Annotated in this window: 16 protein-coding genes; 4 read left to right on the top strand and 12 right to left on the bottom strand. The window is 37.7% G+C overall.

Going from position 1 to position 17,712, the window contains the following annotated elements; all coding sequences use genetic code 11:
• Positions 1-12: 12 nt before the first annotated feature.
• From AC07YC_RS16005 to AC07YC_RS15990, 4 genes are all read right to left on the bottom strand, one after another.
• Positions 13-696, bottom strand: a complete 684-nt coding sequence (locus tag AC07YC_RS16005; protein WP_494919873.1) for a DUF4956 domain-containing protein — start codon at positions 694-696, stop codon at positions 13-15.
• A 17-nt stretch (positions 697-713) separates the two neighbouring features.
• On the bottom strand, positions 714-1,415 hold the full coding sequence (locus AC07YC_RS16000; protein WP_494919872.1) for a polyphosphate polymerase domain-containing protein: 702 nt from the start codon (positions 1,413-1,415) through the stop codon (positions 714-716).
• Between the two features lie 217 nt (positions 1,416-1,632).
• The gene (locus AC07YC_RS15995; protein ID WP_494919871.1) at positions 1,633-3,051 is read right to left on the bottom strand and encodes a HAMP domain-containing sensor histidine kinase; all 1,419 of its coding nucleotides are present in this window, start codon (positions 3,049-3,051) and stop codon (positions 1,633-1,635) included.
• The gene (locus AC07YC_RS15990) at positions 3,035-3,721 is read right to left on the bottom strand and encodes a response regulator transcription factor (RefSeq protein WP_096365604.1); all 687 of its coding nucleotides are present in this window, start codon (positions 3,719-3,721) and stop codon (positions 3,035-3,037) included. The genes AC07YC_RS15995 and AC07YC_RS15990 overlap by 17 nt, the downstream gene beginning before the upstream one ends.
• 216 nt (positions 3,722-3,937) lie before the next feature.
• On the opposite strand from AC07YC_RS15990, the gene AC07YC_RS15985 reads away from it, so the two are divergent.
• The gene (locus AC07YC_RS15985) at positions 3,938-4,273 is read left to right on the top strand and encodes a heme oxygenase (protein WP_069483185.1); all 336 of its coding nucleotides are present in this window, start codon (positions 3,938-3,940) and stop codon (positions 4,271-4,273) included.
• A gap of 148 nt (positions 4,274-4,421) precedes the next feature.
• Here AC07YC_RS15985 and AC07YC_RS15980 read toward each other — a convergent pair whose 3' ends face one another.
• Complete coding sequence (locus AC07YC_RS15980; protein WP_494919889.1) at positions 4,422-5,441, bottom strand: YeiH family protein; 1,020 nt, start codon at positions 5,439-5,441, stop codon at positions 4,422-4,424.
• 113 nt (positions 5,442-5,554) lie between these two features.
• Here AC07YC_RS15980 and AC07YC_RS15975 point away from each other — a divergent pair, with 113 nt between their 5' ends.
• On the top strand, positions 5,555-6,436 hold the full coding sequence (locus tag AC07YC_RS15975; RefSeq protein WP_241605518.1) for a LysR family transcriptional regulator: 882 nt from the start codon (positions 5,555-5,557) through the stop codon (positions 6,434-6,436).
• Between the two features lie 16 nt (positions 6,437-6,452).
• On the opposite strand, the gene AC07YC_RS15970 is transcribed toward AC07YC_RS15975, so the two are convergent.
• Positions 6,453-7,370, bottom strand: a complete 918-nt coding sequence (locus AC07YC_RS15970) for a LysR family transcriptional regulator (RefSeq protein WP_494919870.1) — start codon at positions 7,368-7,370, stop codon at positions 6,453-6,455.
• A 121-nt stretch (positions 7,371-7,491) separates the two neighbouring features.
• On the opposite strand from AC07YC_RS15970, the gene AC07YC_RS15965 reads away from it, so the two are divergent.
• The gene (locus tag AC07YC_RS15965; RefSeq protein ID WP_336636321.1) at positions 7,492-8,682 is read left to right on the top strand and encodes a coenzyme F420-0:L-glutamate ligase; all 1,191 of its coding nucleotides are present in this window, start codon (positions 7,492-7,494) and stop codon (positions 8,680-8,682) included.
• 186 nt (positions 8,683-8,868) lie between these two features.
• On the opposite strand, the gene AC07YC_RS15960 is transcribed toward AC07YC_RS15965, so the two are convergent.
• The 4 genes from AC07YC_RS15960 to AC07YC_RS15945 all read right to left on the bottom strand — a co-directional run bounded on the left by AC07YC_RS15960 (position 8,869) and on the right by AC07YC_RS15945 (position 13,253).
• The gene (locus tag AC07YC_RS15960) at positions 8,869-9,504 is read right to left on the bottom strand and encodes an RNA ligase family protein (protein ID WP_494919869.1); all 636 of its coding nucleotides are present in this window, start codon (positions 9,502-9,504) and stop codon (positions 8,869-8,871) included.
• Positions 9,505-9,528: 24 nt separating this feature from the next.
• The gene (locus AC07YC_RS15955; protein ID WP_494919868.1) at positions 9,529-10,485 is read right to left on the bottom strand and encodes an AAA family ATPase; all 957 of its coding nucleotides are present in this window, start codon (positions 10,483-10,485) and stop codon (positions 9,529-9,531) included.
• Between the two features lie 154 nt (positions 10,486-10,639).
• A complete protein-coding gene (locus tag AC07YC_RS15950; protein WP_494919867.1) occupies positions 10,640-11,809 on the bottom strand; it encodes a M20 metallopeptidase family protein in 1,170 nt (389 codons plus the stop codon).
• 31 nt (positions 11,810-11,840) lie between these two features.
• Complete coding sequence (locus AC07YC_RS15945) at positions 11,841-13,253, bottom strand: YfcC family protein (protein ID WP_494919866.1); 1,413 nt, start codon at positions 13,251-13,253, stop codon at positions 11,841-11,843.
• Positions 13,254-13,829: 576 nt separating this feature from the next.
• Here AC07YC_RS15945 and helD point away from each other — a divergent pair.
• Entirely contained in the window at positions 13,830-16,133 is a 2,304-nt protein-coding gene (gene helD / locus AC07YC_RS15940; RefSeq protein WP_494919865.1) for an RNA polymerase recycling motor HelD, read from the top strand.
• A gap of 104 nt (positions 16,134-16,237) precedes the next feature.
• Here helD and AC07YC_RS15935 read toward each other — a convergent pair whose 3' ends face one another.
• Positions 16,238-16,993, bottom strand: a complete 756-nt coding sequence (locus AC07YC_RS15935; RefSeq protein ID WP_494919864.1) for an amino acid ABC transporter ATP-binding protein — start codon at positions 16,991-16,993, stop codon at positions 16,238-16,240.
• A gap of 13 nt (positions 16,994-17,006) precedes the next feature.
• Complete coding sequence (locus AC07YC_RS15930) at positions 17,007-17,708, bottom strand: amino acid ABC transporter permease (RefSeq protein WP_494919863.1); 702 nt, start codon at positions 17,706-17,708, stop codon at positions 17,007-17,009.
• Positions 17,709-17,712 lie beyond the last annotated feature (4 nt).

Genomic DNA, 17,712 nt, shown 5'->3' with positions numbered 1-17,712 from the left:
TGAACGCAGTCATTATGCTGTAAAGTTCCCATCATAGCTTAGCATAATGGCAGATTTTACACCGGGCACTTTTGTTAGCAGCTCCATTAGTTTAGCATCGTTTTGTTTGACGCGAATTTCATACGTAGTTTCCATTTCCTCATTGTTCATAATCGACTTCGATTTGAGGGCGAATTTTTTTGTTTGTGCAGCTATAATTCGCTCCACCTCTTGAGATGCTAATTCTTCCTCAAACTTTACAATTAATAAATAAGGATTTTCTACTGTGATTTTATTGACAAATACTAACAGCACAAGACCAATTAACACGGCTCCAATAATAACTAAAGGAATAAAACCTGCCCCACATAAAATACCTGAAACAATAGCCCAGAAAATGTAAACTAAATCCATAGGATCCTTAATAGGCGTTCGGAAACGCACAATGGATAATGCACCAACCATACCAAGAGATAGAAGGACATTCGAACTGATCCCCATAATCACGAGTGCTGTCGCCATTGTCATAATGAGTAATGAAATATTGAATGAATGAGAGTAAATCACTCCGTTAAAGGTTTTCTTATAAACTGCGTAAATGAACAGCCCAATGAAAAATGCTACGACCAAACCAATAATTGAATCGATTAATGAAAAAGATGTTGTTTTTTCTAAAAAATTAGATTTAAAAATATCACTAAATTTAATTGTATCCATCGTTCGCTCTCCTTTTATTAGCCATACATACGACTAAGTTGATATTTTGAATAAGCCTCGGCACGTGTATCTACAGACTGGAGTAAATATTTGATGATGTCCGGTAAATAGTCATCGTATTTCACCTCTAAAATCACTAGGTTTTGCTCCAGTACATCCACCATGGGTAAATTTGGATTAAACATATCTGTATTGCGTAAGCTGGATTGCACCTTACTATCAAAAGTCACTCGCACATTACCAAATGGGTAAATATACGCCTCTCGCTCATAATCTACTACTGTTGTTGGTCTAAGCTGGCTGTAACTCATCTCCTGATATAAGTCCCTAATCAGTCCTCGCTCATCCTCCTCCATCCATGAAATATCTCCAAGGCGCATTTTTTCATATTCAGCTTGGGCTATTGCACACTTCGTTTTAAAGGTTAAATTATTCCGTTTACTCTTGCGCTCAAGATTGATAATGGCACTAGATTTACCGTATATTCGTACGCGGTATTTATCTCGATTAATATAGCCTTCCTTTTTCTCATTGAGCACTTTATTCGCAAAATTATCGAAGTACGTACTCCGAATTACATATTTCCCATCCGCACCCGCATGCTTGTCCAGCTGCATAATATACTGTAGCTTGGCTTTTAATAACGCATAGTCTGGATAGGAAATCGCCTGTTTAATTTCTTGACGACCATTTGGATTAAATGAGGTTACTATAGGCATATATCCATCACACTCCCTACTAAATTTCATTGTCGTATAGCAGCTGAAGCCCAACGATAGCAAAAGCATCTTTTGCTCGTTTCTCGTCTACACTGTTTACTATAAAGAGCGTTTGTGTCAGGCAGATGTCAACTTTACATTTTCTTCATCGATATTTTACAAATCATTTCTGGCCTGTTGTTTCCATGAAGCCCAATTGCAAAAAGCTACCACGTCTTTACGACGTAGTAGCTTTTTGCAATAGTAATTCAAAGGAAGTTCCTGTGGCATGACTTTCGATTAATTTTAAGTCACCACCAATAGATTGTGCCATCATTTTACTAAGAGGTAATCCAAGACCTAATCCTCGAATGGCATATTTTTTATTCTCTCCTCTATAAAAACGCTCAAATATAAATGCCTGATCCTCTACAGGAATACCTCGCCCTGTATCCGTTACTATAATGGAGACCGTATCTCCTTGTTCTTTAAGTGTTAGCATTACAGATCCTTTATCCATCGACTGTTTCGCATTGGTTAATAAGTTCGTCATAATTTGCTGAATACGGACAATATCTACCTGTACATGGATGGCAGGATCAACTAGGTGCAAGCTTACATGAACACGGTCATCTTCCTGCATTATTTCCCACTGTGCGACCGCCTCCCGCAGAAGCTGATTGACATCTACAGGCTCAAGCCTCACCGAAATCGCATCTACTGCAAAGTGGTTAAAAGCAAGTAAATCACCAACCATTGTTTTCATTTTTGTCGTTTCGACCACGGCCATATCAATAAATTCCATTGCATCTTGTCCTATTACAACGCCATCCTTTACAGCTTGTAATAGGCCACTAATAGAAGTGACGGGTGTTTTCAGTTCATGGGTGACGCCTGCCAATAATTCTGTTCTGGTTTTCTCCAGTTGTTCAAGTTTTTGAGCCATATTTTCAAAGGAGGTCACAAGCTCATATACCTCTTTTTCCTTACTATCCTGAGGTAAATCAACTGAATAGTTACCCTCCTGCACTTGTTTTGCTGCTGCAGCTACTTGTTTGATGGGCCGTGCTAAACGTTTGGATAAAAAATAGATAGCCATCCAGCCTAACAAAGCCAACGCCCCAATCAATATGGCAAGCTGACCATAGGCTTGATTTACTCTTGTTAAATTTTCTTTCTTCTCCACTACTAGCACCCAGCCAATTAGCTCCTGACTATTTTCTATTTTTCTTTTAACCACATATTGAACGGGCTCTAATCCTATCGTTAATTCCTTTGTACCTTCTTCACCATCTAACATACTCACTACATTTTTTGCACTGCCTGGTGGTACAGGGCGGTTACTTGTTATGATATTGCCCTTTGTATCCACTACATACAGGATAGGATCGATTTCTCTCATAGTAAAACGTTCTCGATCTCCAATGAAACCGGGAATACCGTTAAACGGCCCATTATTGGGTTCCGAATTATCGGTTAAGCGATAGACCGTCTCATCCGCTAAAAACTCCATCATCTCTAGTCGATTTTCAAACGTCGTATGGCGAATCCAAACTGCCGAAATCAAGGAAATTATAGCTAAACCTATAAATAGTGTAAGTAAGTAACGGCTTGTCCAATAGTGAAGTAAAGATATTCTTTTATTTCTTTTGAACACTCAGCTGATACCCCAATCCACGTAGTGTCTTTATTTCGCCCTCTGCTTCATCCCAATCCATCAACGCTTTACGAAGCCGTTTCACTGCTAAGTCTACCGCTCGATCACTTCCGTCATACTCCCAGCCCCAAACATGATCAATGAGCTGATCACGCGTAAATGTTTGGTTCGGATGGTCAGCTAAAAATAAAAGCACCGATAAATCTCTAGGCGTTAATAGTATTTCCTTCCCTCCAAGAAACACTCTATGTGCCTTCCTATCAATTTCAAGAGAACCGTAACGCTTTAAAGAGGATGAATCGGTGCTTCCTTCAGCCCGTCTTAAAACGGCCTTCACTCTGGCAACCACTTCATCTGCAATAAAGGGCTTTGCAATATAATCGTCTGCCCCTTGGTCAAAACCTTCTAAACGGTAATTCACCTCACCTAAAGCGGTCAACATTATAATGGGACAAGCACTGAATTCTCTAATTTCCTTTAAAATAATCCAGCCATTTTTCTCAGGCAGCATAATATCTAGTAACACTAAATCTGGTTGGGTCTCAATAAATTTATCTAAAGCCTCACCACCACTAAAGCATTGTGTTACATCATAGCCGACCTTTTTTAAATAAACGTTTAACACCTGGCTAATTGCATATTCGTCTTCTATTACTAATATATGCGCCATTTTTGTTCACCTCGCGACTAACTAGCTCTTATGTTTATTATAGCACTGGATTATGTCAGTTAAATGTCAGCGTATAAGCAGAAGTATACTTACGATGAGAATATATTGAGGACTTCTATTGACAATGTATTCCTAAGCCACTTATCATTGATTGCGAATGATAATCAGTGATAATTCATTCAAAAACCTAGTAAATGAAAATAAGGGGGGAAAAGCATGATCATTGTTACAAATCGTATTCAAGTGAAGCCAGGTTTTGCAGCAAGAATGGCTCCAAACTTTACAAAACCAGGTCCTCTACAACAATTTGAAGGCTTCCATAAAGTAGAGGTATTAATTTCAACGGATGATCCTACTTATGACGAAATGAGTGTTAATATGTATTGGGAATCCAAGGAGCATTTCCAAGCATGGCGTAATAGCGATGCATTTGCTGCAGCCCATCACCGTCCAAGTTCAGGCTCTGAAGGGGAAAAAGCGGATAGCCCAATTATCGGTAGCAAAATAGTAGTTGCTGAATTAGCAACTTCCATTGAAGCTTTACGTTCATAAACACACTAAATATTTATACATGATCTTCTGATTCTATCTAAAAAGCCCTGCATGTTGGCATACAATGCAGGGTCTTTTTCATGAAGGTAGTTTGTACAACATCTTTTTATAAATGATTAGTCCTAATACAGGGAAATATTTTTCATCATCATGCTAAAAAAATAACAAGAAAATAGCCTAATACGGATAGACAAACTGAACCAATTAAACCAGCAACAAACGCCTTTACTCCAAGCTCCTTAAACGTTTTAATCTCAACATTTAATCCAAGACCTGCCATCGCCATAGCAATTAAAATGTAAGCAATATTTACAAGGGCTTGCGCCACATTAGCCGGTATAATACCTAATGAATTAATCGCACTCATTGCTAAGAACCCTACTATAAACCACGGTATGATTGACAATGAAAATGCCTTTTTCTCTTCCCCTTTAGCCGTTTTTCGATAGAAAATACCGATTATAATGGCTACTGGAACAAGCAGTGCGACACGCGTTAACTTTACAATGACCGCTATATCAATGGCTTCATCTCCACCTGCGGATGCCGCGGCAATAACATGAGCAATTTCATGTAAGGTACCACCTGCGAAAATGCCATACTCTATTGGTGTTAAGTTCATTACAGCATAAAGTACTGTATAAACAAGTGTAAATACTGTACCTAATAATGCAACAATGGCTGCCCCCACAGCAGTTTCCTTTTCATTTGCTTTAATTTGAGGTGCAATTGCCACGACAGCTGCAGCTCCACAAATGGCGGTTCCACAAGCCGTTAGTATCCCTAGCTTTTGATCTACGTGGAAAATTTTTGTTAGACCATACACTACAATTAATGCAAATAATAAATTAATGACGGCAATCAAAAAAACATGAGCGCCAGCGTGATAAATATCAGCTAAATTCAAACGCATCCCCAATAAAATAATACCGAATCGTAATAGCTTCTTATTGGAAAATGCAATTCCCACTTGCCAGGAATCCTGCACTTTAAATGCTGCTCGCCAAGCCATCCCTACTATAATAGCAATGACCAATTGCCCTAATATTGAAAAGAAAGGAAAAGTAGCAATATATTTTGCAACTAAGGCTATCAAGAGTGTTAGTAATATTCCCTTTAGAAAGTTTGGATGAAGTGCGTATTTTCCTTTGTTCTGTCCATTAACCATGATGTTCACTTCTTTCTCCTTTGTTGATTACTACTTTATAAAAAAGCTCATGATTAGTAAAATACATATATATAATTGTTATTATTAATATTTCTAATTACAGGGGTGTATATATGCAATATGAGGCTTTAAAAACGTTCATCACACTGGTAGAGGTCAATAATTTTACAAAGGCCTCAGAAATACTTCATATTTCACAGCCGAGTGTCAGCCTACACATTAAAAACCTTGAGCAGGAATTACAAACTACTTTATTTATTCGTTCACCAAAATCTGTACAAATTACACCAACTGGTGAAATTCTCTATAAACGGGCTAAGCAGATTATGGCGATAACTGAAGCAGCTAAGGATGACATTGCAGCCTATCATCAAGAAGTACAAGGGACACTTGTCATAGGTGCTAGTTTTACCATTGGAGAGTATATATTGCCTCCCATTATCGCTAGCTTGCAACAACGCTTCCCACAACTTGAGCTTCAAATTATTATTGGTAATACGAAAGAAATCATTCAATATACAAAATTATTGCAAGTTGATATTGGCCTGATAGAAGGACAGGCCCACGACAATGAACTTTTGATCAAGCCATTTATGCAGGATGAGCTGTTTATTGTCAGTGCGAGTAATCATCCACTGACAAAGCAACAGCCAATTTCCGCGGACAAGCTTCAACAGCAAAGCTGGGTTGCGCGTGAGGAAGGCTCCGGCACACGTTATTATTTAGATCATTTATTTAGAGCTAATGGTTTACTGGTTCAATCACTGCTAACCATTAGCAGTAATCAGGGCGTTAAAGAAAGCGTTATGCAAGGACTTGGGCTTTCCCTACTGTCTGCGTGTGTCATTGAGCGTGAGTTGAAAAATGGTGATATGGCGATTCTCTCCCTTGAAGGACAGCATTTTATGCGGACATTTTCTTATCTTTGTTCGCCAACTATGAAAAATAAGCGGAATGTCGATATATTAATTGAAGCATTATCAAAAAAAGCTTAGCTGACTTTTCCCGTCGCTAAGCTTTTTTAATGGTTCTTCTAGTATTAAAACGTTTATGTTCAATGATTTCGACAAATTTGCTCGCCGCTCGAGAAAGAGGTACGGTCTTTAAAAAGCACATACCTATACTCCTGGGCGGAATTTTCCCATTTATAGATAATTCGTATAGAAGTCCTCGGTGAAGATAATCCTTTGAAAACTCCTTTGTAACACATGCGATTCCTAAATTACTACGAGCAAATTCTAATACAAGATCATGTGAACCTAACTCAAACTCAGGTTCAATATGGACCCCATTGGATAATAAGAAATCCTCTACATATTTGCGGGAATTGGATTTTTTCTCCAGGAAAATAAGCGGAAATTTTAACAGATCCTCATAGTTTAAACTTTTAGAAGCCAGTGTCTTATATTTCTCCCCACAGACAAAAATATCTTGAATATCCGTACATACCGTTAACTGTAATGTCGAATCCTCTATAGGAAAATTACAAAAGCCTATATCCACCTCACCCGATTTAATAAAATTGCAAATTTCAGAGGTAGTACCATTTAGCATTTCCAACTTAATATTCGGATACATCGTATGAAATGCTTCTAAATAAGGCATAAGGAAAAAACGTGAAATCGTATCTCCTACGCCAATCTTTAGTTGCCCAGTTGTTAAATTTTTAAATTCTAATAACTTTTCTTCACCCGCATCTAACAGTCCTAAAGCCGAATTTGTATATTCAAATAGCAGACTGCCCTCTGTTGTCAAAGTGACCCCCTTAGGCGTTCTATTAAAAAGACGTGTACCCAGCTCCTTTTCCAGTTGCATCATCGCTTGACTAACAGCGGGTTGAGTCATATATAAATCCTTGGCGGCTCTTGAAAAGCTATTATTTTTAGCTACAACACTAAAAACACGGTATAAATCTAATTTCCCTATCATATAAGCACCCCTTATAGCTAGTATATGAACTATTAATTTTACTTATATCATGAGTGAGGCGTATAGTAAAACCATATGGATTTTACATCACTTTACGAAAGTTAAATGAGGAGAGATTAAGTTGGAACGTGTAATCGGTACAGTTGTAAGAGGTCTTCGTGGTCCTATTATTAACGAAGGCGATCATATTGAACAAATCGTTGTAGATACGGTGTTAAATGCTGCGAAAGTAGAAGGTTACGCTATTGAGGATCGAGATATTGTGACCGTAACTGAGTCAGTAGTTGCACGTGCACAAGGGAACTACGCAACAATTGATGATATCGCTGTGGATGTGGCTGCGAAATTTGGCAATGATACTGTAGGAGTTATTTTCCCTATTTTAAGTCGAAATCGGTTTGCTAACTGTTTACGTGGTATTGCTAAGGGCGTTAAAAAGGTTGTCTTAATGCTAAGCTACCCATCTGATGAAGTTGGTAATCATCTTGTCGATATCGATGAGTTAGATGTAAAAGGCATTAACCCTTGGACAGATACATTAAATGAAGTGGAATTCCGCGAGCATTTCGGCTATAAAAAGCATACATTTACTGGTGTAGATTATATTGAATACTATAAAGAATTAATTGAAGCAGAAGGGGCTACATGTGAGGTCATCTTCTCCAATAACCCAAAAACAATTTTAGATTATACAAAGAGTGTTCTAGCATGTGATATTCACTCACGTTTCCGCACAAAGCGCATTTTAACAGCAAACGGTGCTGAAAAAGTTTACAGTCTTGATAATATTTTAGCTGAATCCATCAATGGTTCTGGTTTCAATGCTGAATATGGACTACTTGGCTCTAACAAAGCTACAGAAGATAGTATTAAGTTGTTCCCACATACTTGCCAGCCGATTGTTGACGGTATCCAAGCTAAAATCCAAGAAGCTACAGGAAAAACTGTAGAAGTTATGATTTACGGAGATGGTGCATTCAAAGATCCTGTGGGTAAGATTTGGGAGTTAGCAGATCCTGTTGTTTCTCCAGCCTTCACAGCCGGATTAGACGGAACTCCTAACGAGGTTAAATTAAAATATTTAGCAGACAATGACTTTGCTGATCTTCGAGGAGAAGAGTTAAAAGCTGCTATTTCTGAATACATTCAAAATAAAGATGAAGATTTAACAGGTCAAATGGCTGCACAAGGAACAACACCACGCCGCTTAACAGACCTTATCGGCTCTCTATCTGACTTAACATCAGGTTCAGGGGACAAAGGAACTCCTATGATTTATATTCAAGGATATTTCGATAATTACACTAAATAATATAAAAGAACTCTCGTACTAGTGACGGGAGTTCTTTTTTGGATGGAGGATGACAGGGATCGAACCTGTAATCCCTAGATGAAAGGGATATGCAGCCTAGCAACTTCCTCATATATACTATGGTTGATTTATTCTATCAAGTATTACATTTTTCTCAGTCCTTTTCATAAATGAATGTAATTACGTTTATTTCAAACGGTTAGGTATTACTTGTTCCTGTAGCCAGTGCTCACTTGTTTGAACATGGTGAGGTCGCACAAATTTGCCCAAATTATATTGGAAATCATCATAATGAAAGGATGCGGCATTTCGAATGACATAACCTTCTTGCTCACCATCAAACATTGATTTTCCAGTAAACATTCGTTTTATTTTACGCTCATCAAAAATCCCTCTGTATAAAATTGGCACCGTTTCAACACCTAATTTTTCCGCAAAGGTAACCGTCTCATCCCAACTTAAACAAATATTATCTTCATTCCAAATACTAAATAAATAAAAATAACTTGTTAATGCCTGATAATATATAGAATGCTTCGCGTACATATTCTCCCCACATAATCGCCAACTATCTGGGATCTGATAAGAAAAACTAGCATGGAATGTTTTGACCCAATGTCTAGAAGGATGGTTAGCTGAATGGATGCTTCTAGCATGCATATAGTCCTTGTACAGCGTTGTTCCTTCTCCATCTAACTTCTCAGTGACAACAACCTCTTTCCCAATAAAATGATTCACATTTTTAGCAACCTTGTCATCATGGGTATAGCTTCTGCTCCATGGTAAATGGAAGCTTCTTGGGTATTTCATTAATTTCGTCATATTTACACTTCCTTTCTTTACTGTTTATTTAGCAAATTGGTCGGCCTCACGGAAAAAGTAAAGCCTAGTTAATAAATCCCCATCTAATAAATGATAAATTTCACTTCCCCCTTGATCGCCACCATACTGGATTAGCATATGGAATTGCACTAAATAGACGACCTTTAATACAAAATCCTCTTCAAAGCCCAATTCCAATAAAAAATGACAAGCCATCTGTGCCGATACATTTTCATGGCCAAAATAGCCAAATCGTTGTTGCAACGGTTTATACTTCTTACAAAATGGCTTACCTACATCATGGAATAATGCTGCTATTTGTAATGCCAGCTTATCACTTTCCGAATAGTATTCATTGATATAGGCGAAGACAAAATAAGTATGCTGACATAATAGGAATTGGTGATGTGGATTTTCTTGATTGAAATGATAAATCTCTTGAAAAAGTGGAATTGCTCGAAGTGTTTGAAAAAGCTCCTCATAATTGGGCTCACGTTGAATAAGCGAAATAAATTGTTGTTGGGAAATTGCATAGGGGCTAGATTCATGTACGATATGCACTTCATCAAACCCTTCTCCTGCCGTCGGAAATTCTAAATGCTTACTCATTTTTTCCATTACCATTAACGGTACATTTCTCTTCCGTTTTTGGTTTCTAGCTACACATATGGAATAGGGCGTGTCAAAATAATAGCATTCCTTCCTAATCGAGCTTGGCAATTTACGTAGTGCAAATATCCTCCGCTCCCGTTCAATATTGGTAGCATCTACAATGACCGTATAACCCTTTGCCACAAGGTCATTAAGACGCTCATATAATGTACGAAAGACCTGACGTGATTTCTGTTTTGTCGCATCACCAAATAACTCCTGACGGATAGCGTCACTAGAAAGGACAACAGCATTTTCTCTTTTTGCAAGCTGCTTCACAAATGTACTTTTTCCACTTCCAGGTAATCCAACTGTAAAAATTACCTTCATCTCTTCTCACCTCCCTTCCAGTTTCTATATCGTTTAAGATAAACAATCCTTTAGTGCTTTTCAATACATCCTTATAAACAATTTAAAAGGCATGAGTCATATACTAAATCGCACTCACGCCTTCTATATGAATTATTTTTAGCTTACTTCACCCTTATGGACATAGTGTTCGTGCAATATTTTCAAAGTAACGAACACCATAAATTAGAGCTTCTTCATCCATTTTAAAACGAGGATGATGTAATGGGTACGCTTCTCCAAACTCTTCGTTATGTACCCCTATAAATTGCATCGATGCAGGAACAACTTCTGAAAAATCTGCGAAATCCTCTGTACCAAACATTGGTCCAGGTAACTCCTTCACGCCTGTATCCCCCACAATCTCTCCAGCTATACGGCGGGATAACGCTGTTAACTCTTTATCATTTGTAACAGAGGGACATCCCAGCTCCCATTTAATTTCTATCTTTGCACCGTGCATGGAAGCAATACTTGAAGCTATCTTTTCTAAATGTTTTCGCGCATCTACACGGATTGTAGAATCTAGTGAACGAATTGTTCCACCGAGCTCTGCTGTATCTGCAATAATATTTAAGGCCGTTCCACAATGAAATTTTGCCACCGTTAAAACAGGCGCATGTGTACTCGGCACTTTACGTGACACAATTGTTTGCAGAGCTATAACTATTTCAGAACCAATAAGTAATGGATCTATAGCGACCTCTGGTGTAGATGCATGGCCGCCCCTACCGTAGATTTTAATTTCAAAATCATCTGCCGCTGCCGTAAATTTACCGTCTTTCATTGCAAATTGTCCTACCTCATAATCAGGGCTCACATGTAGAGCAAAGGCATAATCGACATTTTCTACAATTCCTTGGGCTACTAGTTGAGCAGCTCCTCCAGGCGTCACCTCTTCAGCATGTTGAAAAACAAAACGAATTTCTCCACAAAATTCAGTCCCACGCTCAGCCAATGCTTTTGCTGCACCAAGTAGCATCGCTGGATGGGCATCATGACCACACGCATGCATGACTCCAGGATTGGTTGACTTAAAAAGTAAATCCGTTTCTTCTTCAATCGGCAATGCATCAATATCAGCTCGTAGTAAAATCGTATGCCCCTTACTGTCTGTTTTCGTCCCCTTTAAAAATGCACACACGCTCGTCTCTGTTAAACGCTTCACCTCTAAATGTGGAAACGTTACTAGTTGATTATAAATATATTGGGCTGTCTCATGCTCCTGATGTGATAATTCTGGATACATATGCAAATGCCGACGCCATTTAATTACCTGTTGTTTTAAATCAATTGTTTCTACCAATCTAATCACTCCTACTATATGATTTATATTATTAAAATGGTCCATAGTTTATGAGATGTGCAATGACTAATAAGACAATGGCTAAGCTTGTCTGTATAAGAAAATAGGGAAATACCCATCTAACCCATTTTGAAAATGGGATGCCTGCGATTGCTAATCCTGCTAATAAAACCCCACTCGTTGGAATAACCATATTTGAAATACCATCACCAAATTGGAAAGCCAGCACTGCTGTTTGTCTAGTTACACCAATTAAATCAGCTAAAGGTGTCATAATCGGCATTGTTAACGCTGCTTGTCCACTTCCAGATGGTACTAAGAAATTTAAGCAAAGCTGCAGTAAAAACATCCCTACTGCATTAATAGAAGCTGGTAGAACACTTACGGCATTAGAAACAAAATGCAGAATCGTATCAATTAATCCTCCATTCGTCGTAATCACTAAAATGGTTTGGGCAAATCCAATGATTAGAGCCCCTTCTACCATATCTCGAGCTCCCGTAATAAAACCTTCAGCCATTTTATTCGGTCCAATCTTACATATAATAGACATAATAATACTGCTTAATAAAAAGATGCCGCCAATTTCACTTATATACCATTGGAACTTTATTACTCCTACAATTAATGCAACAAAATTACCTAATAGTACGAGTAATGCTAGTAAATGTCGTGTACTTATTTTAAAGTCCAGATCAATCTTTATGCTTTCCTCCGGATTAAACTTTCCATAAATCCCTTTCGATGGGTCGCTTTTCACTTTTTTAGCATGTCTATATATAAAAAAGACTGTCAAAATATAAAAAACGGCAAACACGACTATTCGATATGACATCCCTGAATACATTGGAAGCTCCGCAATTGTTTGAGCGACACCAATGTTAAAAGGGTTTGTAATGCCCGATGTAAAGCCTGTTGCTAATGTACCGAGCATAACGATCGCAAAGCCTGTCATTGCATCCATACCCAGCGCCATTGTTAAAGGGATAATGATGGCTATATATACCAGCGTATCCTCTGCAGAACCAATTAATGTTCCTAAACTAGCAAATATTAATACGAGAATAGGGATTAATACGTACTCCTTTTTCCCAAACTTAGAGGCCATCACTTTAATAAACGAATCAATAGCACCCGTTTTTTGCATGATCCCTAAAGCTCCACCAAATAGAAAGACAAATAAAATGATAGGAGCACCCTCAAGCATCCCCAAATGCACACTATTAAATATTTCAAGGAAGCCAACAGGATTAGAGCTTATGTATTGAAAGGATTCTGGATCAACAACCATTCTCCCATTACTCTCAACTCTTTCATACTGTCCCGCTGGTAAAATATACGTTAATAGCGACATCACTAAAATAATAATAAACATTAATACAAATGCATTAATTCCCTTTATACGTGGTTCATCTTCTTTTTTTTCTTGATGCAGGTTTACCATAACCGTCTCCCCCTACTATTTATTATTCTTTAAACCGAGACATAGACAACGTAGCAATTAGGCAAGTGATTATACCCTTGTTTTTCCGTTACACGGAAAACTGTTCCGATTAACGGAAACTTTATACACAAGAATAAAAAATAGAATATGAAATGTCAATATATTTTGATAATTCAAATAAATATATTTCTACTAAAAGGTCATGTAATTAATAATCATTTCTTTAAAAACAGGAATAATTCCGGACTTTTCTACATATAAAAAAGACTGCTCCACCTTTTCGTAGAGCAGTCTATGCATATCAATATTTTATTACCTTATACCATTATTGTATCATAAATTTACAAAAATTACTAGACTATACTTCTCACCGAAGTAGATGTATGATAAATTTCCTGATTCAATCACCATACTAAATCTCCTTGAGATAATTACGTTTGAAGACTTTCGAGTTATACAAAGGATCAGTGTTCAGCCATTGAAAAGGAATCACAATTACCTACATCCCACCATCTATATAGGTAAGGGTTCATGCCGAGCGAAGATAATAACTATGGAGAGGAATGTGAGTAGACATTGGAAAATCAACATGAGTGGATGGAAGAAAAGCAGCACCTTGAGCATTGTTTAAATATCATTGATGCCAAAATGAAGGAATTACTGCTTCAAGAAAAGGGCTTTAAAGAAAATGCTGTCGCCATTAAGAAGACTTTCTGGAACGATGTCAGAGTCAATTTAGATACTGCTGAGGATGTTGATGAAACATTCTTTGCTATTAAACAACAAGTAGAGCTACTTTCAGATTCAGAACTTGCACAGCAAAGGGCCATTCGAAATGTAAAGGTTTATGAACGTTTACAGCAGTCACCCTATTTTGCACGAATCGATTTTTTACAAAGTGAGCATTCTGAACCTCTAAAAATTTATATAGGTGTTGCCACACTTTTGGATGAGCAAGATGAAAACATCATCATTTATGACTGGCGTGCACCCATTTCCAGTATGTATTATGATTGCACTCCTGGTGAAGCTTCCTACGAAACTACAACGGAGGATATCCACGGTGAGATGCTGCTTAAACGGCAATTTATTATTAAAAATGGTCAGCTACAATCTATGTTTAATACCGGCCTAACCATTGGTGATGACTTATTGCTCGATATCCTTGCACAAAATGCAAATGAACATATTCGCAGTATCGTTGCGACCATTCAAGCGGAACAAAACAAAATTATTCGCCATATCCACTCACGTTACCTCATAGTAGAGGGTGTTGCGGGTAGTGGTAAAACGGCCGTTGCACTCCAACGAGTGGCTTATTTATTATACCGATATCGTAATGAAATGACAGCAGATCAAATTTTATTAATTACACCTAATCAGCTTTTCAATCAATATGTTCATACTGTCCTACCTGATTTAGGTGAAGACAATATGCAACAACTAACGTTTATTGAATTTGCTGAAAAACGTTTAGGTCGTCAGTTCCAATTAGAATACCCTTATGAGCAGCTTGAAGATCTATTAACGGAAAAAGACGAAGCTCAATATGTAACAAAATTAAATAGCATTTCATTTAAAGCAAGCCTGACTTACAAGCAATTGATCGACCAATATGTAAGTTATTTGTCGAACAAAGGCTTATTATTTAAAAATATTGTTTTTCGTGGAGAACGAATTATTACTGCACAGGAAATTTCGGAATACTTTTATTCCTTCCCATCCTCCATGTCGATACCAAATCGCCTACAATTAGTGAAGGAATGGTTATTACAGCAATTAACGAAAATTGAAAGAGCTGAACGTACGAAGGATTGGGTAGAAGAAGCGACTGAGCTATTAGACAAGGAAGACTACTCCAAGTCTTACAGTGAGCTCTTATATGAGGGACGTTATACAGAAAACTCATTTGATGATTTTGATCATGAGCGCAAAAAATTAGCGCGCCAAATTGTAAAAAAACATTTTAAACCTTTACGAAACTCTGTCAATCAATTAAGGTTCGTTCATATAGTAGGTACCTATCGTCAACTCTTTGATATATCTAATACTCTCTATCAAGAATTTCAGCAGCTTGTCCCAGACAATTGGGAGGACATTTGCCAAAACACCCTTCCTAATTTAGCAAAACGATTAATTTCCTATGAAGATGCAGCTCCGTTTTTATATTTACAGGATAAAATTGAAGGACAGCAAACAAATACGACAATTCGCCATGTATTAATTGATGAAGCACAAGATTATTCACCATTCCAACTAACCGTCTTACAGCAGTTATTCCCTAAAGCGCGTATGACAATTTTAGGCGATGGCCATCAAACCATACATCCGCATACCTTTGATAATCCTTCACTGCTCGACCCTCAATTATATGGCGAGCAGGCAGAAAAGATGATTTTAACGAAAAGCTATCGTTCGACAAAGCAAATCATTCAGCTCACGGCTAAAATTTTAAATGATGGTAGTGAAGTAGAGGCGTTTAACCGAAATGGTCTAGAACCTTCGATTACAATATTGCCAAATGAGTTGGAGTTAAATAAACAAATTATCCAGAGCATCAACGCCCTATCTCATAAATTTGAAACGATCGCTGTTATTTGTAAAACTGCAGCGGAATGCTCAGCAGTGTTTGAACAATTAAGCCATCACGTTGATATTCAACTTATTACACACAATACTAAGCAATTTAAAAAGGGGATATTATTACTCCCTGCCTATATGGCAAAAGGGATCGAATTTGATGCGGTCCTGATTTATAATGCATCAGCCGCCAACTATTCACGAGAAACAGAACGTAACTATTTCTATACAGCCTGTACGAGAGCTATGCATGAGTTACACATTTATTCCATCAATAAATTAACGTACTTCCTTCAATGATAGGGAAGTGTTGAATGCACGAAGTGATTTCCATTCGGGGCTACAAAGCTCCAGACGACACCCCTGTATACATTGGAGCTTAGTCCGAATGGAAATAATCCTCGTTATATATAGAACGTATAGTCTTCTGGAATGACACGTTTTAAAAATTTCTTCGTCCGTTCCTCTTTTGGGCTAACAAAAATATCATGAGGGCTACCTTCCTCTATGACGACTCCTCCATCCATGAAGATAACACGGTTTGCTACGTCTTTTGCAAAGCCCATTTCATGCGTCACCACAAGCATTGTTGTCCCCTCAGCTGCAATATTTTTCATGACCTGCAGTACCTCGCCTACTAATTCGGGGTCAAGTGCAGACGTTGGCTCATCGAATAAAATAATATCTGGATTCAACGCTACCGCCCTTGCAATCCCTACCCGTTGTTGCTGACCTCCCGATAACTGACTTGGATATGCGTCATATTTTTCAGATAAGCCTACTTTATCAAGAGCCCTTTTGCCAATTTTCACTGCCTCTGTCTTAGGAACTTTTCGTCCAATAATTAGCCCTTCTGTGACATTTTCTAATGCTGTTTTATTCGTGAAAAGATTATAGTTTTGGAAGACAAATGCCACACGCTGGCGAATGGCATGTACGTCTTTTTTCTTTACATGTTGAAAATTCACTTCAATATCTCCAAATGTCGCATGTCCTTGATCCGCTTTTTCTAAAAAATTGATACAGCGTAATAATGTTGTTTTTCCTGAGCCACTAGGACCTAGAATCACGACTACATCACCTTGATCGATAGCTAAATCTACACCCTTTAAAATTTCATTTTCACCAAATGATTTATGAATATTTTTAATTTCTAACATGCTCATTCACCCCTTAGGCATTTGCCGTTTTGTATTTGCTTAAATATTTTTCATAACGCTTGAACAAGTATTCGACTGTGCTACATAAAATTAAATACACTATTAAGATATCCAGATAGGCTTCCACGTAATTGTAGCCGACATTTGCAGCTACCTTTGCCTTCAGGGTAATTTCAGGTAGAGACATTGCGTACCCTAAGGAAGTTGCCTTAATCAAATTGACTGTCGCTGTACAGATATTCGGTAGCGCAACAACTAATGCTTGTGGAATAATGATTCGGGTATAAGCCTGGAATGTTGTCAAACCTACTGAGTATGCTGCCTCTAATTGTCCCTTTTCAATGGTACTTAGCGCCGAACGAAATACCTCTATTAATATAGCTGTTGAACTGAATGCAAACACAATAAATGCATACCATATTGGATTGATTTTATATATATCATATGGAATTTGATATTTTTCAAAAATAATTTTTAACAAAAGCGGAATACTACTATAAATAATAAAGATTTGTATAATAATTGGGGTTCCTCGCACAAAGGATACGTAGATCTTTGCTAAATGATGTATTACTGGAATTTTATTAATCCTCGTTAACGCCAGTAAAAAACCTAGTGGCAGCGCAATGAACAAAGCAACAACTGTGACAAGGAGTGCGATGGGAACACCTGATAGTGCAACGAAAAATGTTTCAAGTAAAAATTGATAATTCATGGTT

It is taken from the genome of Lysinibacillus sp. GW247-5R2A (genome assembly GCF_059424475.1).
Note: the sequence above shows the minus strand (reverse complement) of the source record. Positions and strands in the feature narration are given on the sequence as shown.

Excerpts from the sequence above, each read along its gene's own strand:
- AC07YC_RS15935 (WP_494919864.1), bottom strand. The coding sequence starts at position 16,993 with ATGTTAGAAATTAAAAATATTCATAAATCATTTGGTGAAAATGAAATT.
- AC07YC_RS16005 (WP_494919873.1), bottom strand. The coding sequence starts at position 696 with ATGGATACAATTAAATTTAGTGATATTTTTAAATCTAATTTTTTAGAA.
- AC07YC_RS15970 (WP_494919870.1), bottom strand. The coding sequence starts at position 7,370 with ATGATAGGGAAATTAGATTTATACCGTGTTTTTAGTGTTGTAGCTAAA.
- AC07YC_RS15975 (WP_241605518.1), top strand. The coding sequence starts at position 5,555 with ATGCAATATGAGGCTTTAAAAACGTTCATCACACTGGTAGAGGTCAAT.
- AC07YC_RS15955 (WP_494919868.1), bottom strand. The coding sequence starts at position 10,485 with ATGAAGGTAATTTTTACAGTTGGATTACCTGGAAGTGGAAAAAGTACA.
- AC07YC_RS15980 (WP_494919889.1), bottom strand. The coding sequence starts at position 5,441 with ATGGTTAATGGACAGAACAAAGGAAAATACGCACTTCATCCAAACTTT.
- AC07YC_RS15990 (WP_096365604.1), bottom strand. The coding sequence starts at position 3,721 with ATGGCGCATATATTAGTAATAGAAGACGAATATGCAATTAGCCAGGTG.
- AC07YC_RS16000 (WP_494919872.1), bottom strand. The coding sequence starts at position 1,415 with ATGCCTATAGTAACCTCATTTAATCCAAATGGTCGTCAAGAAATTAAA.
- AC07YC_RS15945 (WP_494919866.1), bottom strand. The coding sequence starts at position 13,253 with ATGGTAAACCTGCATCAAGAAAAAAAAGAAGATGAACCACGTATAAAG.
- AC07YC_RS15985 (WP_069483185.1), top strand. The coding sequence starts at position 3,938 with ATGATCATTGTTACAAATCGTATTCAAGTGAAGCCAGGTTTTGCAGCA.
- AC07YC_RS15960 (WP_494919869.1), bottom strand. The coding sequence starts at position 9,504 with ATGACGAAATTAATGAAATACCCAAGAAGCTTCCATTTACCATGGAGC.
- AC07YC_RS15930 (WP_494919863.1), bottom strand. The coding sequence starts at position 17,708 with ATGAATTATCAATTTTTACTTGAAACATTTTTCGTTGCACTATCAGGT.